The 22,446-nt window shown below is 74.4% G+C and carries 17 protein-coding genes and 1 pseudogene; 9 read left to right on the forward strand and 9 right to left on the reverse strand.

What is annotated here, in order from left to right:
• Nucleotides 1–20: 20 nt before the first annotated feature.
• Both AMK24_RS09535 and AMK24_RS35310 read right to left on the reverse strand, forming a co-directional pair.
• Nucleotides 21–1,055: a cytochrome P450 gene (locus tag AMK24_RS09535; protein WP_073767063.1), complete on the reverse strand. Its 1,035-nt coding sequence runs from the start codon at nucleotides 1,053–1,055 to the stop codon at nucleotides 21–23.
• A gap of 451 nt (nucleotides 1,056–1,506) precedes the next feature.
• Nucleotides 1,507–2,103, reverse strand: a pseudogene (locus AMK24_RS35310) (FHA domain-containing protein); the annotation flags it as partial.
• Between the two features lie 483 nt (nucleotides 2,104–2,586).
• Here AMK24_RS35310 and AMK24_RS09545 point away from each other — a divergent pair.
• Nucleotides 2,587–3,498, forward strand: a complete 912-nt coding sequence (locus AMK24_RS09545; RefSeq protein ID WP_073767065.1) for a GNAT family N-acetyltransferase — start codon at nucleotides 2,587–2,589, stop codon at nucleotides 3,496–3,498.
• Here AMK24_RS09545 and AMK24_RS09550 read toward each other — a convergent pair.
• Together AMK24_RS09550 and AMK24_RS09555 are read right to left on the reverse strand one after the other, a co-directional pair.
• Nucleotides 3,470–4,600 (reverse strand): alpha-L-fucosidase, encoded by a 1,131-nt coding sequence (locus tag AMK24_RS09550; RefSeq protein ID WP_073767067.1) that lies wholly within the window; start codon nucleotides 4,598–4,600, stop codon nucleotides 3,470–3,472. The two genes, AMK24_RS09545 and AMK24_RS09550, sit on opposite strands and share 29 nt — an antisense overlap.
• 15 nt (nucleotides 4,601–4,615) lie before the next feature.
• On the reverse strand, nucleotides 4,616–6,010 hold the full coding sequence (locus AMK24_RS09555) for a GH1 family beta-glucosidase (protein WP_073767069.1): 1,395 nt from the start codon (nucleotides 6,008–6,010) through the stop codon (nucleotides 4,616–4,618).
• Nucleotides 6,011–6,205: 195 nt separating this feature from the next.
• Here AMK24_RS09555 and treZ point away from each other — a divergent pair, with 195 nt between their 5' ends.
• On the forward strand, nucleotides 6,206–7,966 hold the full coding sequence (treZ, locus tag AMK24_RS09560) for a malto-oligosyltrehalose trehalohydrolase (protein ID WP_073767071.1): 1,761 nt from the start codon (nucleotides 6,206–6,208) through the stop codon (nucleotides 7,964–7,966).
• 136 nt (nucleotides 7,967–8,102) lie between these two features.
• Here the strand turns inward: treZ and AMK24_RS09565 are convergent, their stop codons facing one another.
• Both AMK24_RS09565 and AMK24_RS09570 read right to left on the reverse strand, forming a co-directional pair.
• Nucleotides 8,103–9,248, reverse strand: coding sequence for an aminopeptidase P family protein (locus AMK24_RS09565; protein ID WP_073767073.1), 1,146 nt, complete (start codon nucleotides 9,246–9,248; stop codon nucleotides 8,103–8,105).
• Nucleotides 9,249–9,292: 44 nt separating this feature from the next.
• On the reverse strand, nucleotides 9,293–10,039 hold the full coding sequence (locus AMK24_RS09570; protein WP_079190472.1) for a nucleoside/nucleotide kinase family protein: 747 nt from the start codon (nucleotides 10,037–10,039) through the stop codon (nucleotides 9,293–9,295).
• 140 nt (nucleotides 10,040–10,179) lie between these two features.
• Between AMK24_RS09570 and AMK24_RS09575 the strand changes: the two genes are divergently transcribed.
• On the forward strand, nucleotides 10,180–10,572 hold the full coding sequence (locus tag AMK24_RS09575; RefSeq protein ID WP_073767075.1) for a VOC family protein: 393 nt from the start codon (nucleotides 10,180–10,182) through the stop codon (nucleotides 10,570–10,572).
• Between the two features lie 124 nt (nucleotides 10,573–10,696).
• On the opposite strand, the gene AMK24_RS09580 is transcribed toward AMK24_RS09575, so the two are convergent.
• From AMK24_RS09580 to tdh, 3 genes are all read right to left on the reverse strand, one after another.
• Nucleotides 10,697–11,623: a LysR family transcriptional regulator gene (locus AMK24_RS09580; RefSeq protein WP_073767077.1), complete on the reverse strand. Its 927-nt coding sequence runs from the start codon at nucleotides 11,621–11,623 to the stop codon at nucleotides 10,697–10,699.
• An 81-nt stretch (nucleotides 11,624–11,704) separates the two neighbouring features.
• Nucleotides 11,705–12,904, reverse strand: coding sequence for a glycine C-acetyltransferase (locus AMK24_RS09585; protein ID WP_073767079.1), 1,200 nt, complete (start codon nucleotides 12,902–12,904; stop codon nucleotides 11,705–11,707).
• A gap of 30 nt (nucleotides 12,905–12,934) precedes the next feature.
• Nucleotides 12,935–13,963 carry an L-threonine 3-dehydrogenase gene (gene tdh / locus AMK24_RS09590; RefSeq protein ID WP_073767081.1) on the reverse strand — a complete coding sequence of 343 codons (1,029 nt, stop codon included), beginning with the start codon at nucleotides 13,961–13,963 and terminating at the stop codon, nucleotides 12,935–12,937.
• Nucleotides 13,964–14,834: 871 nt separating this feature from the next.
• Between tdh and AMK24_RS09600 the strand changes: the two genes are divergently transcribed.
• The 6 genes from AMK24_RS09600 (at nucleotide 14,835) to AMK24_RS09625 (ending at nucleotide 22,420) form a co-directional block, all read left to right on the forward strand.
• Nucleotides 14,835–17,342 (forward strand): GTPase-associated protein 1-related protein, encoded by a 2,508-nt coding sequence (locus AMK24_RS09600; protein ID WP_079190473.1) that lies wholly within the window; start codon nucleotides 14,835–14,837, stop codon nucleotides 17,340–17,342.
• A 434-nt stretch (nucleotides 17,343–17,776) separates the two neighbouring features.
• On the forward strand, nucleotides 17,777–18,868 hold the full coding sequence (locus AMK24_RS09605; protein ID WP_242435117.1) for a PP2C family protein-serine/threonine phosphatase: 1,092 nt from the start codon (nucleotides 17,777–17,779) through the stop codon (nucleotides 18,866–18,868).
• A gap of 510 nt (nucleotides 18,869–19,378) precedes the next feature.
• Nucleotides 19,379–19,801 carry a hypothetical protein gene (locus AMK24_RS09610; protein WP_073767089.1) on the forward strand — a complete coding sequence of 141 codons (423 nt, stop codon included), beginning with the start codon at nucleotides 19,379–19,381 and terminating at the stop codon, nucleotides 19,799–19,801.
• Nucleotides 19,802–20,223: 422 nt separating this feature from the next.
• The gene (locus tag AMK24_RS09615; protein ID WP_228989395.1) at nucleotides 20,224–20,514 is read left to right on the forward strand and encodes an STAS domain-containing protein; all 291 of its coding nucleotides are present in this window, start codon (nucleotides 20,224–20,226) and stop codon (nucleotides 20,512–20,514) included.
• Nucleotides 20,514–21,446, forward strand: a complete 933-nt coding sequence (locus AMK24_RS09620; RefSeq protein ID WP_073767093.1) for a sensor histidine kinase — start codon at nucleotides 20,514–20,516, stop codon at nucleotides 21,444–21,446. The genes AMK24_RS09615 and AMK24_RS09620 overlap by 1 nt, the downstream gene beginning before the upstream one ends.
• A 209-nt stretch (nucleotides 21,447–21,655) precedes the next feature.
• Nucleotides 21,656–22,420 (forward strand): GNAT family N-acetyltransferase, encoded by a 765-nt coding sequence (locus AMK24_RS09625; RefSeq protein WP_073767095.1) that lies wholly within the window; start codon nucleotides 21,656–21,658, stop codon nucleotides 22,418–22,420.
• The last annotated feature ends 26 nt before the right edge of the window (nucleotides 22,421–22,446 follow it).

Here is a 22,446-nt window from a genome sequence, read left to right on the forward strand (position 1 = left end):
GGGAGGCTCGGCGGGGGCCGTCAGGAGGGATGGACGAGCAGGGTGCGGGGGCCCCGGGTGAGCAGGCCGCCCGCCGCCGGTCGGAAGCCGTCGGCCCACCGGATGCCGGGCATCGCCGTCAGCAGGGCGCGCAGGCCGTGTTCGGCCTCCAGTCGGCCGAGACGGGTGGCGGGGCAGTTCGCCGGGCCGGTGAGCAGGGTGTCGGCGTCGGCGCGCAGCGGGTCGAACCGGTCGGGCGCGCCGAACCGGGCCGGGTCGCGGCCCGCCGCGCCGATGAGGCAGGCGACGGGCGCGTCCGCGGGGAGCGTGCCGCCGCTGACGGCCACCTCCGTGCGGGTGCGGCGCAGCACGATCTGGACCGGCGGATCACGGCGCAGGGTCTCGGCCCAGGCCCGCCCGAGCAGCGTCCCTGCGCCGTGCCCGAGCGGCTCGCCGGCTGTCGCCGCGGCCCGCAGGTCGGGGTCGTCCAGCATGTTCGCGAGGAACGAGGCGAGGGCGTGCTCACGCAGGGCGGTCGAGCCGGCGCAGTCGTCGGCCCCGCCGCCGGGCCCCCGGCGGGGCCCGCCCCGCAGCCGGCCGTTCAGCCCCGGGTAGGAGTGCCCGGCCGCCGCGGCGGCGGCGCCGGTGGGCAGCCAGCGGCAGAAGTCGGCGACCAGGTCGGCCCGGTCGCGTCCGGCGATCCGGCGGGCCAGGACGTACGCGGTCCGCTCGACGGTCGGTTCGAGGGCGCGGTACGGCACGGCGGGCGGGGCGCAGGCCGGGCCGCCCCGGCAGAGGCCGAGCGGCACGGGGGCCGGACCGCGCGGGGCCCCGTCGTGCGGATAGCCGGTGAACCGGGGGTCGGTGAGGGCCAGGGCCACGTCCGCGTACCGGCTCAACAGCCAGGCGCGGAGGACCGGGTCGTAGCCGAGGGGGTACTCGGTGCGCAGCAGGCGGTAGAGGCGCAGCCGGTACGGGTCCGTCGTGGCCCCCGGGGCGAGGAGTCCGGGCTGCCCGCCCGCGATCCGGTGCGGGCGGCGGGCGTCGGGCAGGGCGTCGGGGCGGTCGACCGGCATCCCCAGCCCCCTGGAGTCGATGCGCCGGCGGTCGGCGCGCGTCTTCTCAGGGGACCATCGGCCGAGGCGGGCCGCAGGCGGCGGACGGCCGTTCGGGTGAGAGGCCGCGCGGCGGGGCTCAGGCGCGCGGAGGCGGCTGGGGCCCGGGCTGCGGGGTTCCGGCGCCGGGCCGCGGGGCCTCTGCGCCGGGCTGCGGGGCCTCGGCCGAAACGTGCGGCGGCCCGTCCGAAGCGTGCGGCGGCCGGTCCGTGGTGGGCGGCGGGGGCAGAGCGCCGGGCTGCGGTCCGCCCGGGCCGTGCGGCGGCCGGGCCGAGGAGCCCGGCAGGTGCTCCGGGCCGGGGTGGGCCCGGTCCGGACCGTGCGGCGGGGGCACTGCTCCCCGGTGCGGTCCCTGCGGGGCCCTCGGCGGCGGTTCCGGCGCCTGTCGCCCCGGCAGTCCGGGCCGCCCGTCGGCCGGGGGCCGGGGGGCGGGCGGAAGCGGCGGTTCGAGCAAGCGGTGGGCCGGGGCCGTGAGGCGGAAGCTCATGTGCCCGAAGCTCACCTGGTCCCCGTCCCGCACGGGGATGGAGCCGACGAGCCGCTGCCCGTTGACGCAGGTGCCGTTGGTGGAGCCGAGGTCGCGCAGCAGCCAGCGGCCGTTCAGCGCGTGGAGTTCGGCGTGCAGCCGGGAGACCGTCTCATGGTTGAGGCGCAGCCCGTTCGCCGGGTCGCGGCCGATGCGCAGGGGATGCGGCCCGGGCACGGGAAGCAGCAGCCTGGGGAGCCGTTCGGTCTGCCAGGCGCGGCGCAGCCGTCCGGGGAAGGCGGATATCCCGCCCACCGCCCGGACCAGCCCCTGGGACCACCGCCCGCCGCTGTCGAGGTCGGAGGTGAGGGCCGCCAGCTCCTCCGGTCGGCGGGCGGCCAGGGCGAGTTCCATGCGGCGCATGAAGGTGTCGTGCGACAGCTTGCCCTGTGCGGCACCCTCTCTGAGCACGCCGAGGACACGGTCGCGCTGGGCGTCCGACAGCCGCGCGGGACTCATGTGGAACTCGGAGGAGGATGTCACGGGGACGATTGTCGGGCCGGAGGGCCCGGAGTGTCCAGACGAGCCCGTGTTTCCTCCCCGCTGACCTGCGCGGCTCCCCGCCCGGCGCGGTCGGCGGCGCATCGACGGCCTCCTCGCCGGGACGCCCGGGCGCCGGCGGCCGGGGGCGTGGAGCACGTCCGGGCGGCGACCGGTCGCGGCGACGTGCCGACGGCCCGGTCCGTCGAGCGCGTCGGGTACGTCTTGCTTCGAGCGCGTTTTCACCATGGTTGGGGACCAGCCGCCTCGGCCCCGCCGTTTCAATCCGGTGGACGGCGGGGGCGGGGACGGCTACGGTCTCCCCCGACACCCGCTGCCGGTCGTGGAAGGAGGCGAGAGACATGCGCGAGGGCAACCGCACCACCCACCGCACCACTTCACTCCCGCGTTCCCGTCCCGCCCGCCGGACGGTGTCGGACCTCGTCTGACCGGGAACGCGGCATTCCGTCCCGGAGGACACCTTCCATGACCGGACTGGTCATCCGCGCGCTCACCGCGAGCGACGCCGCACTCTTCACCGCTTTCCAGGACAGCCCGCACGTGGGCCGGGCCGCCTTCGGCCACCGCTACACCTCGACCGCCGACGGCGGCGAGTACCGCCCCGCCTGGTCGTGGGTCGCCCTGCGCGGGGACACCGTGGTCGCCCGCGCCGCCTGGTGGGGCGGCCCCCAGGACACCGAGCCCGTCCTGCTCAACTGGTTCGACTTCGCGGACGGGGAGGCGGAGGCGGGCGCCGAACTCCTGCGCCGCGCCCCCTTCCACAAGGAGTACGAGCTGATCGCGCCCGCCGGCTGGCGGGACGACCCGGCGGCGCGGGCCGCCGTCGAGGGGCGGATCTCCGCCGCGCGGGCGGCCGGACTGGAGCCGCTGGTCGAGCGCTACCAGTACCGGTGGACCCCCGGCTGCCCGCTGCCGGAGCGGACCGGGCGGCTCGTCCACCGCCCCGAGCCGGACGACGAGGTGGTCCTCGACGTGCTGCGCCGGGTGCACTCGTCCACCCTGGACGCCCACGCCCGCAAGACCATGGAGGGCCCCGGGGGTCTGGAGGCCGCGGCGCGGGAGGAGTTGGACTTCTTCCACTGGTGTCCCTCGCCGCGGGAGTGGCTGCGGATCGCGTACACGCCGGACGGGGAGGTGGCGGGCATCCAGGTGCCCGCGCACAACCCGTCGGGCCCCTGCGTCGCCTTCATCGGGGTCGTTCCCGAGGCGCGCGGGCACGGCTACGGCTACGACCTGCTGGTGGAGTGCACGCGCTTCCTGGTCGAGGAGGGCGCCGGGTTCGTCGCGGCTGCGACGGACCGGGGCAATGTGCCGATGGCCGCCGCGTTCGCCCGTGCCGGGTACCCGGTCACCCAGGAACGGATCCATCTGGTGTGAGCGCGCCGGCCTCCTCGGCCAGCCACTCCAGGCGGAGCCGCTGCTCGGCGGGGATCGCCGCGTCCTCGCCGCGCGGCCCCACGTTGAGCAGCACGTTCCCCCCGTCGGCCGCCGTGTCGCGGACCAGTGAGGTCAGCGCCGGCCGGTCGATGAAGGCGTCCGGGCCGGAGTTGCGGTTGTAGCCGAAACTGTGGTCGACGCCCCGGGTGATCTCGTACGGGTCGGAGCCCTCGTAGCGGGCGTACTCCGGGGTGCGGAAGTCGAAGACCGGCGGTGTGCGCGGGACGAAGCCCTCGCCCCGCGCCACCGTCCGGCGGTCCCACCGGTTGTACAGCGCCTTCGCGCCCGGTAGCCGCAGCCCCCGCCAGTGCGGTGCGTAGGGCAGCAGGCGGTCGTTGACGACGCCGTGCGGGACGGTGAAGCGGTAGAAGTCGACGAGCGAGCGGATCTCGGTGGCGGAGGCGGGCCAGGCGATGTCGTTCCAGAGGATGTCGGGGCGGTAGCGGCGGATCAGCTCCCGCATCTGCGCGTCGGCGTAGGCGGGGTAGCGTCCGCGCGGGACGGCGGAGAACATGTCGGCCGCCGTGCCGATGGGCCGGTCGTCGAAGGTCCAGTCGAGTCCGCCGGAGTAGTAGACGCCGAAGCGCAGCCCCTCGGCCCGTACGGCCTCGGCGAACTCGCCGACCACGTCCCGGGCGGTGTGCCAGCCGGCGCGGTGCGGGTTCTTCGTCCCGGAGGGCCAGAGGCAGAAGCCGTCGTGGTGCTTGGTGACGAGGACCGCGTACCCGGCCCCCGCCTCCCGGAAGCTCCGCGCCCACGCGGCCGGATCCCAGGAGGCGAGCCCGTCCTCGAAGTCGCGGCCGAAGTCGGTGTAGGGGCGCTTCCCGTAGGTGGCGCGGTGGTGGGCGGCGACCGGGGAGCCGGGGAAGCGGAGCGCGTTCTCGTACCACTCCGCGTACGGGGTCCAGCCCAGCGGCGCGCGCCTGGCCGCCGCCGGGAGTTCGGCGGCGGGGACGTGGGGCGGGGCCCAGCCGGGGACGGAGGCGGGTGTCCAGTGAACGAAGATCCCCAGCCGGGCCCGGGACCACCATGAAGCGACCATGGCGGGAAGTATCGATCACTCGGCGGGCATCGCGTAAGCCCTTTCGGCCGCCGGATCCGCCTGCCGCGTCTTCTGCGCGCGGATCAGGTCGCGGTACCAGGCGTACGACCGCTTGGGCGTGCGGGTCAGCGTCTCGTAGTCGATGTGGACCAGGCCGAACCGCTGGGACGCGCCCTCCGTCCACTCGATGTTGTCGGTGAGGGACCAGGTGAAGTAGCCGCGGACGTCCACCCCGGCGTCCATCGCCGCGCGCAGGGCGGTGAGGTGGCTCTCCAGGTAGGCGATGCGGCGGTCGTCGGCGTGGGGTTCCTCCAGGGCGCAGCCGTTCTCGGTGATGTAGAGCGGCGGGAGGCGGTCGCCGTAGCGGGTGTGCAGCGTGCTGACGATCTCGGTGAGCCCTTCGGGGACCACGGGCCAGCCGAAGCCGGTCTTCTCGTACCCCTCGATCTCCCGTATGCCGAAGGGGAGTCCGGCGGGCATCGTGTAGCCGGAGAAGGTCTCCAGGGCCTCCGGGCGGGGCGCTCCGACGAGGGTGGGGTTGTAGTAGTTGACGCCGTACCAGTCGAGCGGGGTGGAGATGACCTTCAGGTCGTCCGCCACCGGGCCCGGCATCAGGGCGGCCAGGTCCTCGTCCGGGTAGCGGCCGGTGAGGACGGGGTCCGCGAAGAGCCAGTTGGTGAGCGTGTCGTACAGCTCGGCGCCGAGGCGGTCCTCGTCGGTGTCGCCGGCCGTCCAGACGGGGGCGTGCGAGAGGGCGGCGCCGATGTTGTCCGCGCCCGCCGCGCGCAGGGCGCGGACGGCGAGGCCGTGGGCGAGGAGCTGGTGGTGGGCGGCGGGCAGGGCGTCGAAGAGGAGGGCGCGGCCGGGGGCGTGCTCGCCGAGCGCGTAACCGAGCAGGGTGACCTCGGCGGGCTCGTTGACGGTGATCCACATCGGAACCCGGTCGGCGAGGCGTTCGGCGACGATGCCGGCGTACTCGGCGAAGCGGTAGGCGGTGTCCCGGTCGAGCCAGCCGCCGGCCTGCTCCAGCGGGAGGGGGGTGTCCCAGTGGTAGAGGGTCGGGGCGGGGGTGATGCCGTGGGCGCACAGTTCGTCGACGAGCCGGTCGTAGAAGTCGAGCCCGTCGGCGTTGACGGCTCCGCTGCCGCCGGGCACCACGCGGGGCCAGCTGACGGAGAACCGGAAGGCGTCGGCGCCGAGTCCGGCGAGCAGGGCGACGTCCTCGCGGTAGCGGGCGTGGAAGCCGGTGCCCCGGGTGGTGTCGGCGCCGTCCTTGATCCGGCCCGGCTGGGCGGCGAAGGCGTCCCATCCGGAGGGGCCCTTGCCGTCCGCGTCCACCGCCCCCTCGGTCTGGAAGGCGGAGGCGGAGGCTCCCCAGAGGAAGCCGGGCGGGAAGATCGGCAGGGTCATCGCGGCCTCCAGCAGCCGTACGTAGGGGCGGAACCAGGACGTGTGAACAGAACCTGTATGAGCGGGAACCTCGCCGGGCAATGATCAGGACCAGACCTTAATGGCCGGTGGCGGGCGGGAACAGGGTCCGTCGCGTGGATCGTGGAGCCCGTTCCCGGGCCGCCGCGCGCCCCGGCCGGCGACGAGGAGTGGTGGATGCAGTTCGAGGTGTGGGCCCCCGAGGCGGACGCGGTCGTGCTGGAGGCGGCGGACGTCCGGTCCCCGATGGAGCGCGATCCGGGGCGCGAGGGGTGGTGGACGGCCGAGGCGGAGTGCTCGGACGGGGACCGGTACGGCTTCCGGGTGGACGACGGGCCGCTGCTGCCGGACCCCCGCTCACGGCGTCAGCCGGACGGTCCCGACGGGCCGAGCGCGGTCGTCGACCCCGAGGCGTACGCCTGGCGCAACCCGTGGAAGGGGCGGCGGCTGAACCGTGCCGTGCTGTACGAGCTGCACGTGGGGACGTACACACCGGAGGGCACCTTCGACGCGGCGGCGGACCGGCTGGGCCATCTGGCCGAACTGGGCGTCACCCATGTGTCGCTGATGCCCGTCTGCCCGTTCCCGGGCGTCAACGGCTGGGGGTACGAAGGCGTCTCGCTGTGGGCGGTGCACGAGCCGTACGGCGGTCCCGAGGGGCTGAAGCGCTTCGTGGACACGGCGCACGGGCTGGGGCTCGGGGTGGTCCTGGACGTCGTCCACAACCACCTGGGCCCCTCCGGCAACCACCTGCCCGCCTTCGGCCCGTACTTCACCGACACCCACCACACCCCGTGGGGGGCGGCGGTCAACCTGGACGCGCCCGGTTCCGACGAGGTGCGGGCGTTCCTGCTGGGCAGCGCGCTGGCCTGGCTGCGCGACTACCGGCTCGACGGGCTGCGCCTGGACGCGGTGCACGCGCTGGCCGACACCCGGGCGCTCACCTTCCTGGAGGAGCTGTCGGCGGCGGTGGACGCGCTGGCCGTCGAGGTGGGCAGGCCGCTCGGGCTGATCGCCGAGTCCGACCTGTGCGACCCGCGCACCACGACGCCGCGCGCGGCGGGCGGCCTCGGGCTGCACGCCCAGTGGAACGACGACTTCCACCACGCGCTGCACACCGCGCTCACCGGGGAGTCCCAGGGCTACTACGCCGACTTCGCCCGCGCTCCGCTCGCCGCCCTCGCCAAGACGGTGACGTCGGCGTTCTTCCACGACGGGACCTTCTCCAGCTTCCGGGGCCGCACCCACGGCCGCCCGGTGGACGTGTCCCGCACCCCGGCGCACCGCTTCGTCGGGTACGCGCAGACGCACGACCAGATCGGCAACCGGGCGCTGGGCGACCGGCTGGCCTCCGCCCTCTCCCCCGGTCTCCGGGCGTGCGCCGCCGCCCTCGTGCTGACCGGGCCGTTCACCCCGATGCTGTTCATGGGCGAGGAGTGGGGGGCGCGCACCCCCTGGCAGTTCTTCACCGATCACACGGACCCGGAGCTGGCCGAGGCCGTGCGCAACGGCAGGCGGCGGGAGTTCGGGGCGCACGGCTGGGCGGAGGAGGAGATCCCCGACCCGCAGGACCCCGCGACCCGGGACCGCTCCTGCCTCGACTGGGCCGAACCGGAGCGCGAACCGCACGCCAGGCTGCTCGCCTGGTACCGCCGACTGATCGCGCTGCGCCGCGCGCTGCCCGATCTGCACGACCCCGACCTGGCGTCGGTGAAGACCGCGTTCGACGAGGACGCCCGGTGGTTCGCGTACCGCCGGGGGGACCTGCGGGTCGTGGTGAACCTGGCGGACCGTCCGGCCGCGATCCCGCTGGGCCTGGGCCGCCAGCGCCGCTCCGGGGGCCGGGTGCTGGCGTCCTGGGAGCCGGTGGAGGCGCCGGGGCCGGACGGGGTGCTGCGCCTGCCGGCGGAGTCGTGCGTGGTGCTGGCGGACGACTGACCCGGGCCGTCCCGCGGACGAACGGCCTTCGCGCGGGGGCCGGGGGCGGGGGCCGGGGCGAGGTCCGGCGGCGGGGCGCGGTCGGCGGGGGGGCGGTCGGCGGCGCAACCGTCCGCGTCCCCCCACCGCCGGACTCCTACTCCACGACGGCCAGTTCGCGGGAGGTGGTGTTGAGCCGCCGCCCGCCGTCCTCGGTGACGGCCACGATGTCCTCGATGCGGACGCCGAAGCGGCCGGGGAGGTAGACGCCCGGCTCCACGGAGAAGCACATGCCGGGGACGAGCGGCTGCTCCTCCCCCTCGATCATGTAGGGCGGTTCGTGGGTGGTGACGCCGATGCCGTGGCCGGTGCGGTGGATGAACCGGTCGCCGTAGCCGAACTCGGTGATCACCGCGCGGGCGGCCCGGTCGATCTCCTGGCACGCGACGCCGGGCCGGACCGCCGCGCAGCCCGCCGCCTGGGCCTCGCGGACGATGTCGTGGACCCGCTGCTCCTCGGCGGTGGGCTCCCCGACGTGGACCGTACGGGAGGTGTCGGAGCCGTAGCCGTGCTTGAGGCCGCCGAAGTCGAGGACGACCATGTCGCCGCGCTCGATGGTGCGTGTCCCGGCCTCGTGGTGCGGGTTGGCCCCGTTGGGGCCGGAGCCGACGACGGTGAAGTCCACCTGGGAGTGGCCGTGCTCCCGCAGCAGCGCGGCGAGGTCGGTGGCCACGTCGGCCTCCCGGCGGCCGGAGAAGCGCACCTTGAGGATCTCCTCGTACGTGGCGTCGGCGGCGGCCCCGGCGGCGGCGAGCCGTTCCAGCTCGGCGGCGTCCTTCACCGCGCGGAGCATCGGCAGCGCCTCGGTGAGCGCCGTGTACGAGGTGCCCGGCAACTCCCGCTGGAGGCCCAGCAGGTGCATGGCCCAGGCGTTGTCGCTGACGCCGAAGCGGCCCTCGGCGTCCAGCAGGGGCGCGGTCACCGTGTACGGGTCCGTGCCGTCTCTCCAGTCCCGCAGGGTGAGGGCGGGGGCGCCGGTGGCGGCTGCCGCGTCGGGGGCCTCCAGGGTCGGGACCACCAGCACGGGGTCGTGGCCGGCCCGCAGGACGAGGAGGGTGAGGCGTTCGGTGCTGACGGGGCGGTAGCCCGTGAGGTGGACGAGGTCGGGTCCGGGCGCGACGATCACCCCGGCGAGCCCGGCCTCGGCGGCGGACTCGGCGGCGCGCGCCATCCGGGCGCGGTAGTCGTCGGCGGTGAAGGGCTGCGGGGCGGAGTGCTCGGCGGACGGGCCGGGGCTGGGCATGGGGCCTCCTGATGGTGCGACACGGCACCCGGTATCCTGCCCGATCACGCCTCCCCGCGGGGCGTACGCGGCCGGGTCTCCGCCCGTTCCCCCGTCGCGCCCGCGTGCGGGGCGGCCGAATCCCGGTGGCCGCCCCGGTCCCCGGCCGGCGTCAGCCGCACGATCAGATCCGCACGGTCGCGGCCCCGTTCCACCAGCCGGGCGTTCGCCTCGTCGGAACGGGCCACCCACTCCTCGGCGCGGGACCGGGTCCGCCCGTGGCGCACGTGGCGGTCGACGAGCCTGCGCACCCGGACCGCCGGGTCGAGGTCCAGGAACCACACCTCGTCGAGCAGCCCGCGCACCTGGGCCCAGGGGCCGTCGTCGTGCAGCAGGTAGTTGCCCTCGGTGATGACGAGGGGGACGTCCGGTTCCACCGGCAGCGCGCCCGCCACCGGTTCCTCCAGGGACCGGTCGAACGCCGGCGCGTAGACCGCGTGCACCGGGTCCGACACGCGCAGCCGTCTCAGCAGGGCCGCGTACCCGGCCGCGTCGAAGGTGTCGGGCGCGCCCTTGCGGTCGGCGCGGCCGAGGCGGTCCAGTTCGGCGGAGGCGAGGTGGAATCCGTCCATCGGGACGAGGGCGGCGCGCCCGTCCAGGGCGGCGACCAGCCGTTCGGCCAGGGTGGACTTCCCGGCTCCGGGCGGGCCCGCGATCCCGAGGATGCCGCGCCGTCCGCCGTCCGCGAGGGCGCGGGCCCGCCCGGTCAGCGCGGCCAGGCCGGCGGTGCTCGTGGCGTCCAGGGTGTCCATGCAGCGCATTGTGCCCGGCGACCGGGGGCCGAAGCGTCGGCATGCGGGCCCCGGCCGGAGTCCGCGCGTCCGCGGGCGGGCCCCTGACCGCTAGTGTTACGTATAACTTCGCTGTCCCAGCACCTCCGGAGGACCCCTTCATGTCTCACATCGCCCTGGTCACCCTGGTCGTCCGCGACTACGACGAGGCGATCGCGTTCTACCGCGACGCGCTGGGCTTCACGCTGGTAGAGGACACCGACCGGGGCGACGGCTCCCGCTGGGTGGTGGTGCGCCCGCGCGGAGCGGCGGACGGCACGGGGCTGCTGCTGGCCCGCGCGAAGGACGAGGCGCAGGGCGCGGCGGTGGGGGCGCAGACGGGCGGCCGGGTCGGTTTCTTCCTGTACACGGAGGACTTCGCGGCCGACCACGAGCGGATGCGGGCGGCCGGGGTGCGCTTCCTGGAGGAGCCGCGGCACGAGACGTACGGCTCGGTCGCGGTCTTCGAGGACCTCTACGGCAACCGGTGGGACCTGCTCCAGCCGGCCGTCTGAACCCGCTCGCGGCCCCGGCGCGGCCTCCGCGCGGGCCCCGGCGCGACGGGGCGGGGCGGGGCCCGGCTGCCGGTCTCCGGCGCACGACGACCCGCCGACCCGCCGACCTGGACTGGGGGGGCGTTCAGGCGCGGCCCGCCAGGTCCCCCTCCCGTACGGCCACCGCCTCCATCGCCTCCAGTACCGGCCGGATCAGCGGATGGCCCTCGGCCCCCTGGCGTACGGCGGCGAAGACCCGGCGGGTGGGGGCGCTGCCCTCGACCGGGCGGACGACCACCCCGGACAGCTCCATCCCGCGCAGCGCGGAGCGCGGCACCAGGGCCACCCCCGCGTCCGCCCCGGCCAGGGCGACGACGGCGCGGAAGTCGTCCGACGAGTGCTCCAGGCGCGGCGCGAATCCGGCGAACTCGCAGGCCAGGACCACCACGTCGTGGCACGGGTTGCCCGGGTACGGTCCGATCCACGGGTCCTTCGCCAGGTCGGAGACCGCCACCTGGGCCTGGTCCGCGAGCCGGTGGCCCACCGGGAGCACCGCGTCGAACGGCTCCGAGTACAGGGGGACGCGGGTGAGGCGGCGGTCGTCCTCGGCGGGCGCGCCCCGGTACTCGACGGCCACCGCCACGTCGACCTGCCGGTCCAGCACCATCGGCACGCTCGCGTCGCCCTCCGCGTCCTGGACCCTGACCCGGACGCCGGGCGCGGTGCGGGCCAGCTCGGTGAGGGCGGGGGCGAGGACGAGGCCGATGCCGGTGGCGAACGCGGCGACCGTGACCGTACCGGCCACGCCCGCGCTGTAGTCGGCCAGCTCCGCCTCGGCCCGCTCCAGCTGGGCCAGGACCAGGTTGGTGTGGCCGAGCAGGATCTCCCCGGCGGCGGTGAGGCGGGCCCCGCGCGCCCCGCGTTCGACGAGGCGGTGGCCGGTCTCCTGCTCCAGGGCGGCGAGCTGCTGGGAGACGGCGGAGGGCGTCAGGTACAACGCGGCGGCGGCCGCGGTCACCGTGCGGTGGTCGGCCACCGCCCGGAGGATTCGCAGCCGCCGCGCATCGATCATGCCCCCATTGTCCCAGGTCGCGGCGGAGTGCCCGACCCGGTGAGGGCGGCGCCCGGCGAGGGGCGCCGCCCGGTCAGCGGGTCACGCCTCCGCGTCCAGGGCGGCCCGCGCGTCGACGAAGGCGTCCACGGCGCGGTTCACGTCGGCGGTGGAGTGCGCGGCCGAGAGCTGGACGCGGATGCGGGCCGCGCCCTGCGGGACGACGGGGTAGGAGAACCCGATCACGTACACGCCGCGCTCCAGGAGCAGTTCCGCCATCCGGCCGGCCTTGCCCGCGTCGCCGATCATGACGGGGGCGATGGCGTGGTCGCCGGGGAGGATGTCGAAGCCCTCCTCGGTCATCCGGGTGCGGAACAGCTCGGTGTTGGCGGCCAGCCGCTCGCGCAGCTCCCCGGCGGACTCCAGCAGGTCGATGACCTTGAGGGAGGCGGCGGCGATGACGGGGGCGAGGGTGTTGGAGAAGAGGTACGGGCGCGAGCGCTGGCGCAGCAGGGCGACGATCTCCGCGCGGGCCGCGACGTAGCCGCCGGAGGCCCCGCCGAGCGCCTTGCCGAGGGTGCCGGTGATGATGTCGACCCGGTCCATGACGCCGTGCAGTTCGGGGGTGCCGCGTCCGCCGGGGCCGACGAAGCCGACGGCGTGCGAGTCGTCGACCATGACCATGGCGTCGTAGCGGTCGGCCAGGTCGCAGATCTCCTGGAGCGGGGCCACGTACCCGTCCATGGAGAACACGCCGTCGGTGACGATCAGGCGGCGGCGGGCCCCGGACGCCTCCTTGAGCCGCGTCTCCAGCTCGGCCATGTCGCGGTTGGCGTAGCGGTGGCGCTTGGCCTTGGAGAGCCGGATGCCGTCGATGATGGAGGCGTGGTTGAGGGCGTCGGAGATGACCGCGTCCTCGGGGCCGAGGAGGGTCTCGAAGACGCCGCCGTTGGCGTCGAAGCAGGAGGAGTAGAGGATCGTGTCCTCCTGGCCGAGGAAGGCCGAGAGCCGCTGCTCCAGCTCCTTGTGGACCTCCTGGGTGCCGCAGATGAAGCGGACCGAGGCCATCCCGTAGCCCCAGCGGTCCAGCGCCTCATGGGCGGCGGCGACGACCTCGGGGTGGTCGGCGAGGCCCAGGTAGTTGTTGGCGCAGAAGTTGAGGACCTCGCCGGGGCGCCCGCCGGAGGTGACCTCGACGGTCGCGGACTGCGGGGTGCCGATCACGCGCTCGGGCTTGTGCAGCCCGGCGGCGCGGATCTCGTCGAGGGTGGTGCGCAGGTCGTCGCGTACGGAGTCGAACATGCGGGTTCCTTAGGGGGTGCGGTCGGAGGGTCAGGCGGTCCAGTCGAGGATGACCTTGCCGCCGAGGCCGCTCGCGGCGTCGTCGAAGGCCGCCTCGAAGTCGCGGAAGCCGTACCGGCCGGTGATCACGGGGGCGAGGTCGAGGCCGCCCTCCAGCAGGACGGACATGGCGTACCAGGTCTCGAACATCTCGCGGCCGTAGATCCCCTTGATGGTGATCATCGAGGTGACGATGCGGGCCCAGTCGACGGCGAACTCCTCGGCGGGCAGGCCGAGCACGGCGATCCGGCCGCCGTGCGTCATGTTCGCGACCATCTCGCGCATCGCCTCGGGGCGGCCGGACATCTCCAGGCCGATGTCGAAGCCCTCGCGCAGGCCCAGCTTCTGCTGGCCGTCCGCGATGGTGTGCTCCGCGACGTTGAGGGCGAGGCTGACGCCGACCTTGCGGGCGAGGTCGAGGCGGGCCTCGCTGACGTCGGTGATGACGACGTTGCGGGCTCCGGCGTGCTTGGCGACGGCGGCAGCCATGATGCCGATCGGCCCGGCGCCGGTGATCAGCACGTCCTCGCCGACCAGCGGGAAGGAGAGCGCGGTGTGCACGGCGTTGCCGAACGGGTCGAAGATCGCGGCGATGTCGAGGTCGACGGGGGTCCGGTGCACCCAGACGTTGGAGGCGGGCAGGGCCACGTACTCCGCGAACGCCCCGTCCCGCCCGACGCCGAGGCCGACGGTGGAGCGGCAGAGGTGGCGGCGGCCGGCGAGGCAGTTGCGGCACTTGCCGCAGACGAGGTGGCCCTCGCCGCTGACCAGGTCGCCGACCGCGATGTCCGCGACGTCGGAGCCGATCGCGGCGACCTCGCCCACGAACTCGTGGCCGAGGACCAGCGGGGTGGTGACCGCCTGCTGGGCCCAGCCGTCATAGGCGCGGATGTGCAGGTCGGTGCCGCAGATGCCGGTGCGCAGGACCTTGATGAGGACGTCGGCGGGACCGTACTCCGGTTCCGGCACGTCCATCAGCCACAGTCCGGGCTCGGCCTTCTGCTTGACGAGTGCCTTCACGGCGGTGGCTCCCTGACGTCGGTACGCGAGTGGGCGCCCCGGGGTCCGGGGCAGGTGGGAAGGGCCCCGCGGTCCGGGGCGGTCTTCGGCGGGTCGCCCCCGGTGGCGGGGGCACGGCGGGCCGGGGCGGAGCACGGCGTACGGCTGCCCGTCGTCCGTACGTCCCGCGTACGCCGTACGGGCCGCGCGTCGCACGGCTCCACGGGCCATCCTCGGCCGTCACGGAGAAATCTGCCGTACGACGGGGCCCGGGTCCATCGAGGATTTCTTAAGCGCGGCCGCAGAAGATCTTCACGCCTGGCCGTGGCTTCACCGGCGGTGGCCTCCCGGACCGCTGCCGCCGGGCCCCTCCCCGGACCGGCTCCTGAGGCCCCGCCTCGCCGCAGGGGCCCGGGAGGCGGGGGCGGCCCCTCTCGACCCCGTGAAGGAAGACGCCGTCCGGGGTGCGCACCTGGCGGGTCGAGGCGTCGAAGGCGAGGGTCCGCACGGTCCCCCGGTGCTCGGTCCGCACGGTCCCCCGGTGCTCGGTCCGCACGATCCGACCGCCGGCCCCGCCGCACCCCCGGCCGGAGGCGCTGGTGGTCCCGGCGGCGCGGGCGATCAGGCCGAGCGCCGCCGCCCGGGTCGCGGGGAGCACGACGGGCCTCTCGCCGCCGCCGCCCGGGCGGCCGGTCGATCACGCCCGCGGAAGTCCCGGCTCCCCCGGCCCGCGGCCCGGCCCCGACGGCTCGGGCCAGCGCCTGACGCAGCGTACGGAACATCGCCCCGTGCTTGATAACGTCGCCCCCGCGGCTGCGGACTTCCTCCCCCGGACCCAGCCGTACGGGGTGGGCACGGGGATCGGGCGCGGCAGGACGAAGAGGGCCGACAGATGAGCCTTGCACAGGTGCACTACACCTCCGCCGCGCCGGGGGACGGGGGAACGGCGGGCCGGTTCACGGCGGTCGGTCCCGGGGTGTCCGGGGCTCTGCTGGCGGAGATCGAGCCCTTGGTGCGCTACGAACTCCCCGAAGGGGCGCCCGGCCGCCCATCGGACGGTGAACTCCGTGCGCTCCCGCAGGCGTTCACCTATGCCGTTCTCTCCGACGGCAGCCGGCTGGTGGCACGTTCGGCCCCGGTACGGGAGACGGGCGGCGGGGCGGGACCTGGGGTGCGGTTCCACGCGCACGGCGTGCACGTGCCGCCGGGGGTGCCGCTGCCGGGCGACCGGCTGCCGGTGGAGGCGTGGCGGTCGCCGCACTGGGCGGCGGCGACTCCCGGCGGGCCGGCGCCGGACCCGTTGGCGCTTCCGCAGGGTCCGGCGCCGGTCTCCGAGGGCCTGGACGACTTCGCGGTCTCGCGCGGCCCCTGGCTCGCGGCCGTGCTGGCGGATCTGCGCCGGGCGAGCGCCGCGGAGGCGGCCGGCGGTGGGCCGGTGGTGCTGGTGGAGCGGCAGTGCGCGGACGTGGCCCGGTGGCTGGGCCTCGCGGCCGTGACGCTGCCGAGGGAGAGCGCGGAGCGGCTGACGTTCACCACGTACACCCGGCGGCCGGGGAGCGCGGCGGTGCGGGTGGCGGGCGTACTGGCCGCGGACGCGGAGGCGGCACGGGGTGCGGGCCTGCGGGTACACGTGTGCACGGGACAGGCTCCGGCGGCCGACGGCACGGGCGACGTGTGGGCGGCGACGGCGGCGCGGATCTGGCGGAGCCGGTCGCCGGAACTGTTCCGGGAGGCCCGTGAGCTGCCCGGAGAGCCGTTCGCGGCGGGCCCGTTGGCGGTGACGGCGCTGTGCGCGGGGATCGCGCTCGGCCCGGACGGGCGTGCGGCCGCGGCCGATTGGGCCGCCGACCGCCCGTACGCGCTGGACGCGAAGCGCACCGGCCGGTTGGTGGAGGCCCTCGCCGCTCCCTCCGTCGACGATCGCACGGGCGCCGAATTCGACGCGGCCGGGCGGCTGTTCGGCGCGCTGGAGGGTCGTTGCCCCGCCTCACTGACGGCTCCGCTGGCGGCGATGCTGGTGACGGAGGCGGTACGGGGCGGGAACGGGTCGCTGGAGCTGCCGGGCCGGGACGCGTTCACGGGGCCGGAGGGCGCGGCGGTCGCGGAGCGGCTGAGCCCGGAGGTCCTGACCGAGCTGGGCGGCGGCGCGGCGGGGGCGCTTTCGGTGGCGCGGACGGTGCAACTCCTGCGCGTGGCACGGCTGCTGGACGTGGACAGTACGGAGCTGCTGCCGGATGCCGTGGACCGGCTGGCATCCGCGCTGCTGTCGGAGTCAGGGGCACGGGCCGGGGGCGCCGCCGGGACCGGGGCGGGCGGCGGGCAGGCGCCGGAAGGGCCGCCGGACTTCGCCCCGGCGCTGCTGGAGCTGTTGGACGAGCAGTTCGAGGTGCGGACGGCGTTGCTCGGCGCGCTGGACCGGATCGCTCCCTGCGACCCCGGTGCGATGGCCCGGTTCCTGGAGCGGGTGGCCCTGCCGTTCACGGGGACGCAGGCACTGCCGCATCTGCGGATGTGCGCCGAGGTTCCGGAGGCGATGGCGACGCTGGGCGGTGACCGGGCGGCGGTGTGGCGCCGGGTGCTGCGGGCGGCCGGAGTCTCCCCGTTCGCCGAGCCGCTGGTCCTGCGCACGGCGGTCGGCCTGGTCTGGGAGGACCGGGCCCCCACGGTGGAGGAGGCCCGCCTGCTGCTGGACGCGGCCACCTCGGACGCGCACCGCGTGGCCGGTACGTGGGCCCGTCTGGTCGACGCGGCGCTCGACGCGTCCGCCGCCGGTTCGCCCTCCGTGAGCCCCGACGAGGCGGCGGCCCTCGCCCACGACCTGCTGCGCGGCTTCCCCGAGGAGATCGGCGGCCGGGAACGCGCGGGCCTCCTGCTGCTGGTCCTGGTCCGCGACCTCCGCACCGGCGCGCCGGAACCGGGCTGGGCGGAGACCGTCCGGACCCTGTGCGCCCAGGCGGAGCCGGTCGAACCGGCGCTCCGGGAGCGGGCCCACGCGGCCCTGGTGGAACGCCTGCTGGCCCCGGACCGCCCGGGGGCCGAGCTGTACGCCTTCGTCCACGGCGACGACGCCGAACTGGTCGCCGCGTACGACCGGGCGGCCCGATCGGAGGCCGTACGGTCCCGGCTCCGCGCACAGCCCGCCTACGCCGCGGACTGCTTCACCGTCTGGACGGCTCACCCGCACGCGGGCACGGCCTGGCCCCCGGTGGCCGCCGCCCTGCTCGACGAGGTCCTGCGTCCGGCCGTCCGCGCCCTGTCGGCCGAGGAGGTCGCGGAGGTGGAGGCGACGGTGGGCCGCACGGGCAGCAGCGGCCGGGCGAACGCCTTCCGGGACTGGAACCGCTCCAGCACTCTGGGCCGCCTGGGCCGCCGGATCGCGGGGCGGGTGCGGCGGGGCTGAGCGGGCGGGGGAGCCCTCGGACCGGGCCGTGGAACCGGCTCGGGGGCATCGCACCCGCATTGCGTGCGCGCACCGGGGGGAGCAGCGCCGACCGCAACAGGATTCCCCGAGCCTTTCCCACGTCACCCTTCCCGGCCTGAAGGCTCGGGAAATGACGTTCACGCGGCTCGATCCGATGAGATATCCGCGATGACGGCGACAAAACGCAGTGGCGGCCGTTCCTGATCGGCGAAGGCGGGTCGATGCCGTCTACAGCGTGTTTGTCCGTGCATGATGTTTCCCTTACGGGTCGTGAGCCGGAAAAGCGGACGGAAAGGGATGTGGCACCTGTGGGCATTGGACGGTCCGCCCAGGAGCGCCGGCGCCAGGCGGCTGAGAACCCGTGGCCCCCGCGGTGGATCCGCTGGCTTCCCCCTGCGCTGATCGCCGTTTCCATGTTCCTCGATCAGGTGACCCCGCCGTATTACTTCTTCGGAACGCTGCTCACGGCGTCGGTCGTGCTGGCCGTATTGGCCTACACTCCGCTCGGCGTCGCCTGCACCGGCACGGTCGGGTGCCTCGTGTTGGCGCTCACCGAAGCGTTCAAGGACAACGTAGGCCCCCTGACCGTCACCACGTTGATCGTGCTGGCTGTCATCACGGTGCTCTCCGTCGCACTGTGCGCGCTTCGCTTCCGGATAGAGAAACGTTTCCGTCGCGTCCAGACGGTCGCCGAAGTAGTGCAACTGGCCCTTCTGCGCCCGCTTCCCGCCCAAGTCGGCCCCGTGAGGATGGCCGGCTTCTACCGGGCCGCCGACGACGAGGCGCTCATCGGCGGAGACCTCTACAGCGTCCGCCGGACCCCTTTCGGTATTCGCGTGATCGTCGGGGACGTCAGAGGAAAGGGCATCGATACCACCCAGACCCTGACCACGGTCCTTTCGACTTTCCGGGAAGCAGCCCTGCTTCAACCGACTCTTCCCCAACTCGCCGACCGCATCGACACGGCGCTGAAACTCGACCGCGACAACTCCGACCTGTACCCGAGCATCAGCGACGGCCCTCGGGTCCCTGCCTCACCGAATGGCTCCGAAGACGCGGTGACTCCAGAGGACGAGCTGTTCGTCACCGCCGTTCTGCTCGAATTCCCCCCGCACTCCCACGAAGTACGGGTTGTGGACCGGGGCCACCAGCCCCTGCTTCTCGTCGGCTCCGGTGACGCGACCGTCGTGGAGACCGAACACAGCCTTCCTCTGGGCATGGGAGACCTCCTCGCCGAACAGCCGCGCACGACCACCCACGCGATGAGGCCCGGCGACACTCTGATCGCCTACTCCGACGGCGTCACCGAAGCACGCGACCGCGCCGGGGCCTTCTATCCTCTCCGCGCCCGTCTCCAGGCTCACTGCGACAGCAGCCCTCAGCCGTGCTCCCCCGACGACGTCATCGACTTCCTCCAGCGTGACCTCGCCCGATGGGCGCCCGCCCTCACCGACGACGTCGTGGCCATCGCCCTCCAGCCCGTTCCGCCGGCCCCGGACATGTGATCCGTTGAACCCGGGGCATGGAGGCCCGGGGCCCTGACCTCCCGTCGCCGGGCCCGGAGCCGCGTGGTCAGGGGGCGCGGGGCGGAGCGGGACGAATCGAGCGAAGCGGGACGGGCAAGCACGCCAAGCCCCTGTGCGCGGGTCGCCGACGACGGGGCGTCCACGCCTACGTCACCAGCGTGACCGGCCTGCTCGCCGGAGGAGCTCCCTGCCTGCTCAAGACGCGGCGCGAGCGTGAGCCGGACTTCGTCCTGCCGCCGCCGGTACGGCGTGAACGTCCAGGTCCTCCCCGAACCGGGCGGCGGCAGGGCACGCCGACTGCACTCAGGGGACAGACGCGGCCGCCCGTTGTTCGTACGAAGCTGGGGCACCGCGAGCGGCTGAGCCGTGCCTGAGTGGCACCACGTGCCCGTTATGAGCGGCCCTCGGGGAGCTGCCCGGCGGTGTTCTCGATCGGAGGAGATCTACCGGCGGTGTCGAGCGGCGGGGCCCGTTCCGTACAGTGGCCCGATGGACACGCGAAGGATCGTCGCGCTGCTGGTCGAGGAAGCTGAGCAGCTGATCCAGGACCAGGTGTGGAAGCTTGAGCCGGGCGACCGTGCACTCGCCCTTGAGACCGCGACCGGCCTGCGCGACGCGATCCGTCCGGCGGACGCCCAGGAGGCGCTGCCGCAGGTCGACCGGCTCGCACACCTGCGGGAAACACTCGCCGTCCTGGCCATCGCCCTCGCACGTACTCACGGCCGCATGGCCTGGTTCCTCTCCGGCGTCCTCCACGCGCTCGAACCGGTCCTGCGCTGGCGCGCCCTGCCTGCTGACGGTGGCGGAACCTTCGGCACCGTCCTTCCGACTCCTGAGGAATATGTGGAGGCGGAGGATGCCGTCCGCCGACTCCAGGACGCCCTTGCGAAGATCGCCACCGAGCCCCGCTGACCCGGCGCCCGCTCCGGGACCGGGCTGCGCTGAACTCTCCGCACCGAACAGTCCCCTCCGCGAGGGGGCCTGCACAGCGCGCGGGACGCCGCCACCGGCCGGAGGCGTCCCGGGCGACGTCGAGGCTGACTTCCACCACCAGCCCGGGTTCCACCGGCGTCACGTCCAGCTGTGGCATTTTCGGGATCCGCGGTCCCCGAGCGCTTTTCCCGAGCGCTTTTCCCGACCGCCGTCGAACGTTGCCGGCTCCCACTCCCAGGACCCGGCGTTCCGCCGCCTGGATACACTGCCCCGTCGGGTGGGACTTTCCCTCCGCCCGCGCCGGGACGGCGGCAGGCGGCTTGATGTGAAGGAGTCCGAGCGTGGATGCCCCACATGCGGTGGGTGGGCCCCGGCCGGTGCCCGGAAGGGCCGCGTTGGAGGTGAGCCCGTTGTCCGGTCGTGCCGGGATACGTGCCCGCGGTGAGATCAGCGCCCTCACTCGCCCGTCCTGGGAGCAGGCCCTGTCCGAGCTGGCCCGGCGGCACGCGGGGGTGTCGTACGTGGAGCTGTCGGATGTGGCCTTCGTCGACATGGCCGGGGTGACCGCGCTGGCGGTCACCGCCGTGAACCTGCCCGACGGTAAGGTTGTGGTCGAGAATCCCCCGCCGCAGCTGCCGCGGGTTTTGGAGATGTTCTGGCCGGGCCTGGACCGGATTGAGGTGGCTCTGTGATGAGCACGGCGACCACCCATGAGGCGTTCGTGCACCCTGCCCTGTTCTACCGAACCGAGCAGGAGTACACGCAGCAGACGGTGACCTTCCTGCGCGAGGGTCTGAGCAGGGGCGAGCCGGTGGCCGTGGCGGTTCCCGGCCCCAACCTGGAGCTGATCAGGACAGGTCTGGGCGGGGACGCCGAGGACATCCTGTTCCTGGACATGACCGAGGCCGGACGCAACCCGGGGCGGATCATCCCCAAGGTGCTGCGCGGATTCGCCGACGCCCACCCGAAGGGGCGTGTACGGATCATCGGCGAGCCGATCTGGGCCGGGCGCAGCGCGGTGGAGTACCCGGCGTGCGCGCAGCACGAGGCGCTGATCAACGCCGCGTTCGAGGGCCGGGCGGTGACGATCCTGTGCCCCTACGACGAGGTACGGCTGGACCCGCAGGTGATCGCCGATGCGCGGGTCACCCATCCGACCCTCATCAGCGGGGAGGGCCGCGAGTCGGTCAGCGACGCCTACGACTGGCAGGCGGTCGTCGACCGGTACAACCAGCCGCTGGCGCCCGCACCGGATGCCGCAGCCTTCTCCTACAGCCGTGAGGACCTTCCGGCGGTCCGCCGGTTCGCTCTCGCTCAGTCGACGCGGCTGGGCCTGGCCGGGGACCGGCTGATGGATGTGGAGCTGGCGGTCGCGGAACTGACGACCAACAGCGTGATCCACGGCGGAGGCCGCGGGACACTCGCCGTCTGGGCCGAGCGGGAGCAGCTGGTGTACGAGGTCCGCGATGCGGGCCGACTGACCGATCCGCTGGCCGGCCGCCGCCCGCCGGAGCCCGGCCAACTGGGCGGCCGGGGCCTGATGCTGGTCCACTACGTGGCCGACCTCGTACGGCTGCACACCGGCGACGACGGCACGACCGTGCGCTTCTACCTCAGCTTGTGACCCCCCACGGGCGGCCATCTGTCCGGGTGGCCGCCCACCCGCCCGGCTCGTCCCGCCAACCTCGGCTGACGGGGGGGGAAGCGCGGGGTGGTGCAATGCTGGTCGTCGGCGCAGCACTGCCGGAAATCGCGTGCGGTCTCCGTCCGGTCATGCTGGGATCAATCGCTATGAACGATTACTTTCCCGACCAAGCCGATGTACTGGACAGGATGGAACGGAACCTGGCGGAACACGCCTGTCATCTGCACCGCAGTACGGCCGGCGCGACCGTCACAGAGGCCCACGACCTCCTGATCGCGGACAGCGGCCTGGATGACGACACGTTCAACATCGTCACCGCAGCACGCTTCACCACCGACAACGCCACGGCCCGGATCAGCGAGACCGCCGGGGCGCTGGCCCGCACCGGCCGCGGTTTCTCCTGGTGGGTGGGGCCCGCCTCGACACCGGCGGACCTCACCACCCGCCTGGCAGGGGCCGGTCTGCCGGTGTCCGAACGTGAGACGGCGATGTGGGCGGAACTGAACGGCACCCCGCCACCCCCCGCCATCCCGGGACTGGACATCCGGAGAGTGACCACACCCGAAGAGCTCGCCGACTACGCCACGGTCCTCGCCGCTAACTGGAACCCGCCCGCCGAAACCGTCCGGCGCTTCTTCGCCCGGTCCGCTTCGCGGGCACTGGCCGCGACCTCCCCGGCCCGGTATCTGGTGGGGTACGCGGAGAACCGCCCGGTCTGCTCCGCCGAGGTGTTCCACCATGCGGAGGTCGCCGGCATCTACAACATCTCCACCCTGGCCGCCCACCGCCGGCGCGGCTACGGCGGCGCCATCACACTCGCGGCCCTCCGCACGGCCCGAGAGGGAGACCACCGCATCGCAGTCCTGCAGGCGTCGGCCGACGGCGAGCCCGTCTACCGCCGCCTGGGGTTCCGATCCTGCGGCCAGTTCATCGAGCATGCCATCACCCCCTGAAAGGTGAGCGCGGTTCTTGCGGGAGG

It is taken from the genome of Streptomyces sp. CB02366 (assembly GCF_001905905.1).
Lineage (GTDB): Bacteria > Actinomycetota > Actinomycetes > Streptomycetales > Streptomycetaceae > Streptomyces.

Bases quoted from the DNA above. Each gene is read 5' to 3' on its own strand.
- AMK24_RS09535 (WP_073767063.1), bottom strand. From the start codon at position 1,055: ATGCCGGTCGACCGCCCCGACGCCCTGCCCGACGCCCGCCGCCCGCAC.
- AMK24_RS09545 (WP_073767065.1), top strand. From the start codon at position 2,587: ATGACCGGACTGGTCATCCGCGCGCTCACCGCGAGCGACGCCGCACTC.
- AMK24_RS09550 (WP_073767067.1), bottom strand. From the start codon at position 4,600: ATGGTCGCTTCATGGTGGTCCCGGGCCCGGCTGGGGATCTTCGTTCAC.
- AMK24_RS09555 (WP_073767069.1), bottom strand. From the start codon at position 6,010: ATGACCCTGCCGATCTTCCCGCCCGGCTTCCTCTGGGGAGCCTCCGCC.
- treZ (WP_073767071.1), top strand. From the start codon at position 6,206: ATGCAGTTCGAGGTGTGGGCCCCCGAGGCGGACGCGGTCGTGCTGGAG.
- AMK24_RS09565 (WP_073767073.1), bottom strand. From the start codon at position 9,248: ATGCCCAGCCCCGGCCCGTCCGCCGAGCACTCCGCCCCGCAGCCCTTC.
- AMK24_RS09570 (WP_079190472.1), bottom strand. From the start codon at position 10,039: ATGGACACCCTGGACGCCACGAGCACCGCCGGCCTGGCCGCGCTGACC.
- AMK24_RS09575 (WP_073767075.1), top strand. From the start codon at position 10,180: ATGTCTCACATCGCCCTGGTCACCCTGGTCGTCCGCGACTACGACGAG.
- AMK24_RS09580 (WP_073767077.1), bottom strand. From the start codon at position 11,623: ATGATCGATGCGCGGCGGCTGCGAATCCTCCGGGCGGTGGCCGACCAC.
- AMK24_RS09585 (WP_073767079.1), bottom strand. From the start codon at position 12,904: ATGTTCGACTCCGTACGCGACGACCTGCGCACCACCCTCGACGAGATC.
- AMK24_RS09600 (WP_079190473.1), top strand. From the start codon at position 14,835: ATGAGCCTTGCACAGGTGCACTACACCTCCGCCGCGCCGGGGGACGGG.
- AMK24_RS09605 (WP_242435117.1), top strand. From the start codon at position 17,777: ATGTTCCTCGATCAGGTGACCCCGCCGTATTACTTCTTCGGAACGCTG.
- AMK24_RS09610 (WP_073767089.1), top strand. From the start codon at position 19,379: ATGGACACGCGAAGGATCGTCGCGCTGCTGGTCGAGGAAGCTGAGCAG.
- AMK24_RS09620 (WP_073767093.1), top strand. From the start codon at position 20,514: ATGAGCACGGCGACCACCCATGAGGCGTTCGTGCACCCTGCCCTGTTC.
- AMK24_RS09625 (WP_073767095.1), top strand. From the start codon at position 21,656: ATGGAACGGAACCTGGCGGAACACGCCTGTCATCTGCACCGCAGTACG.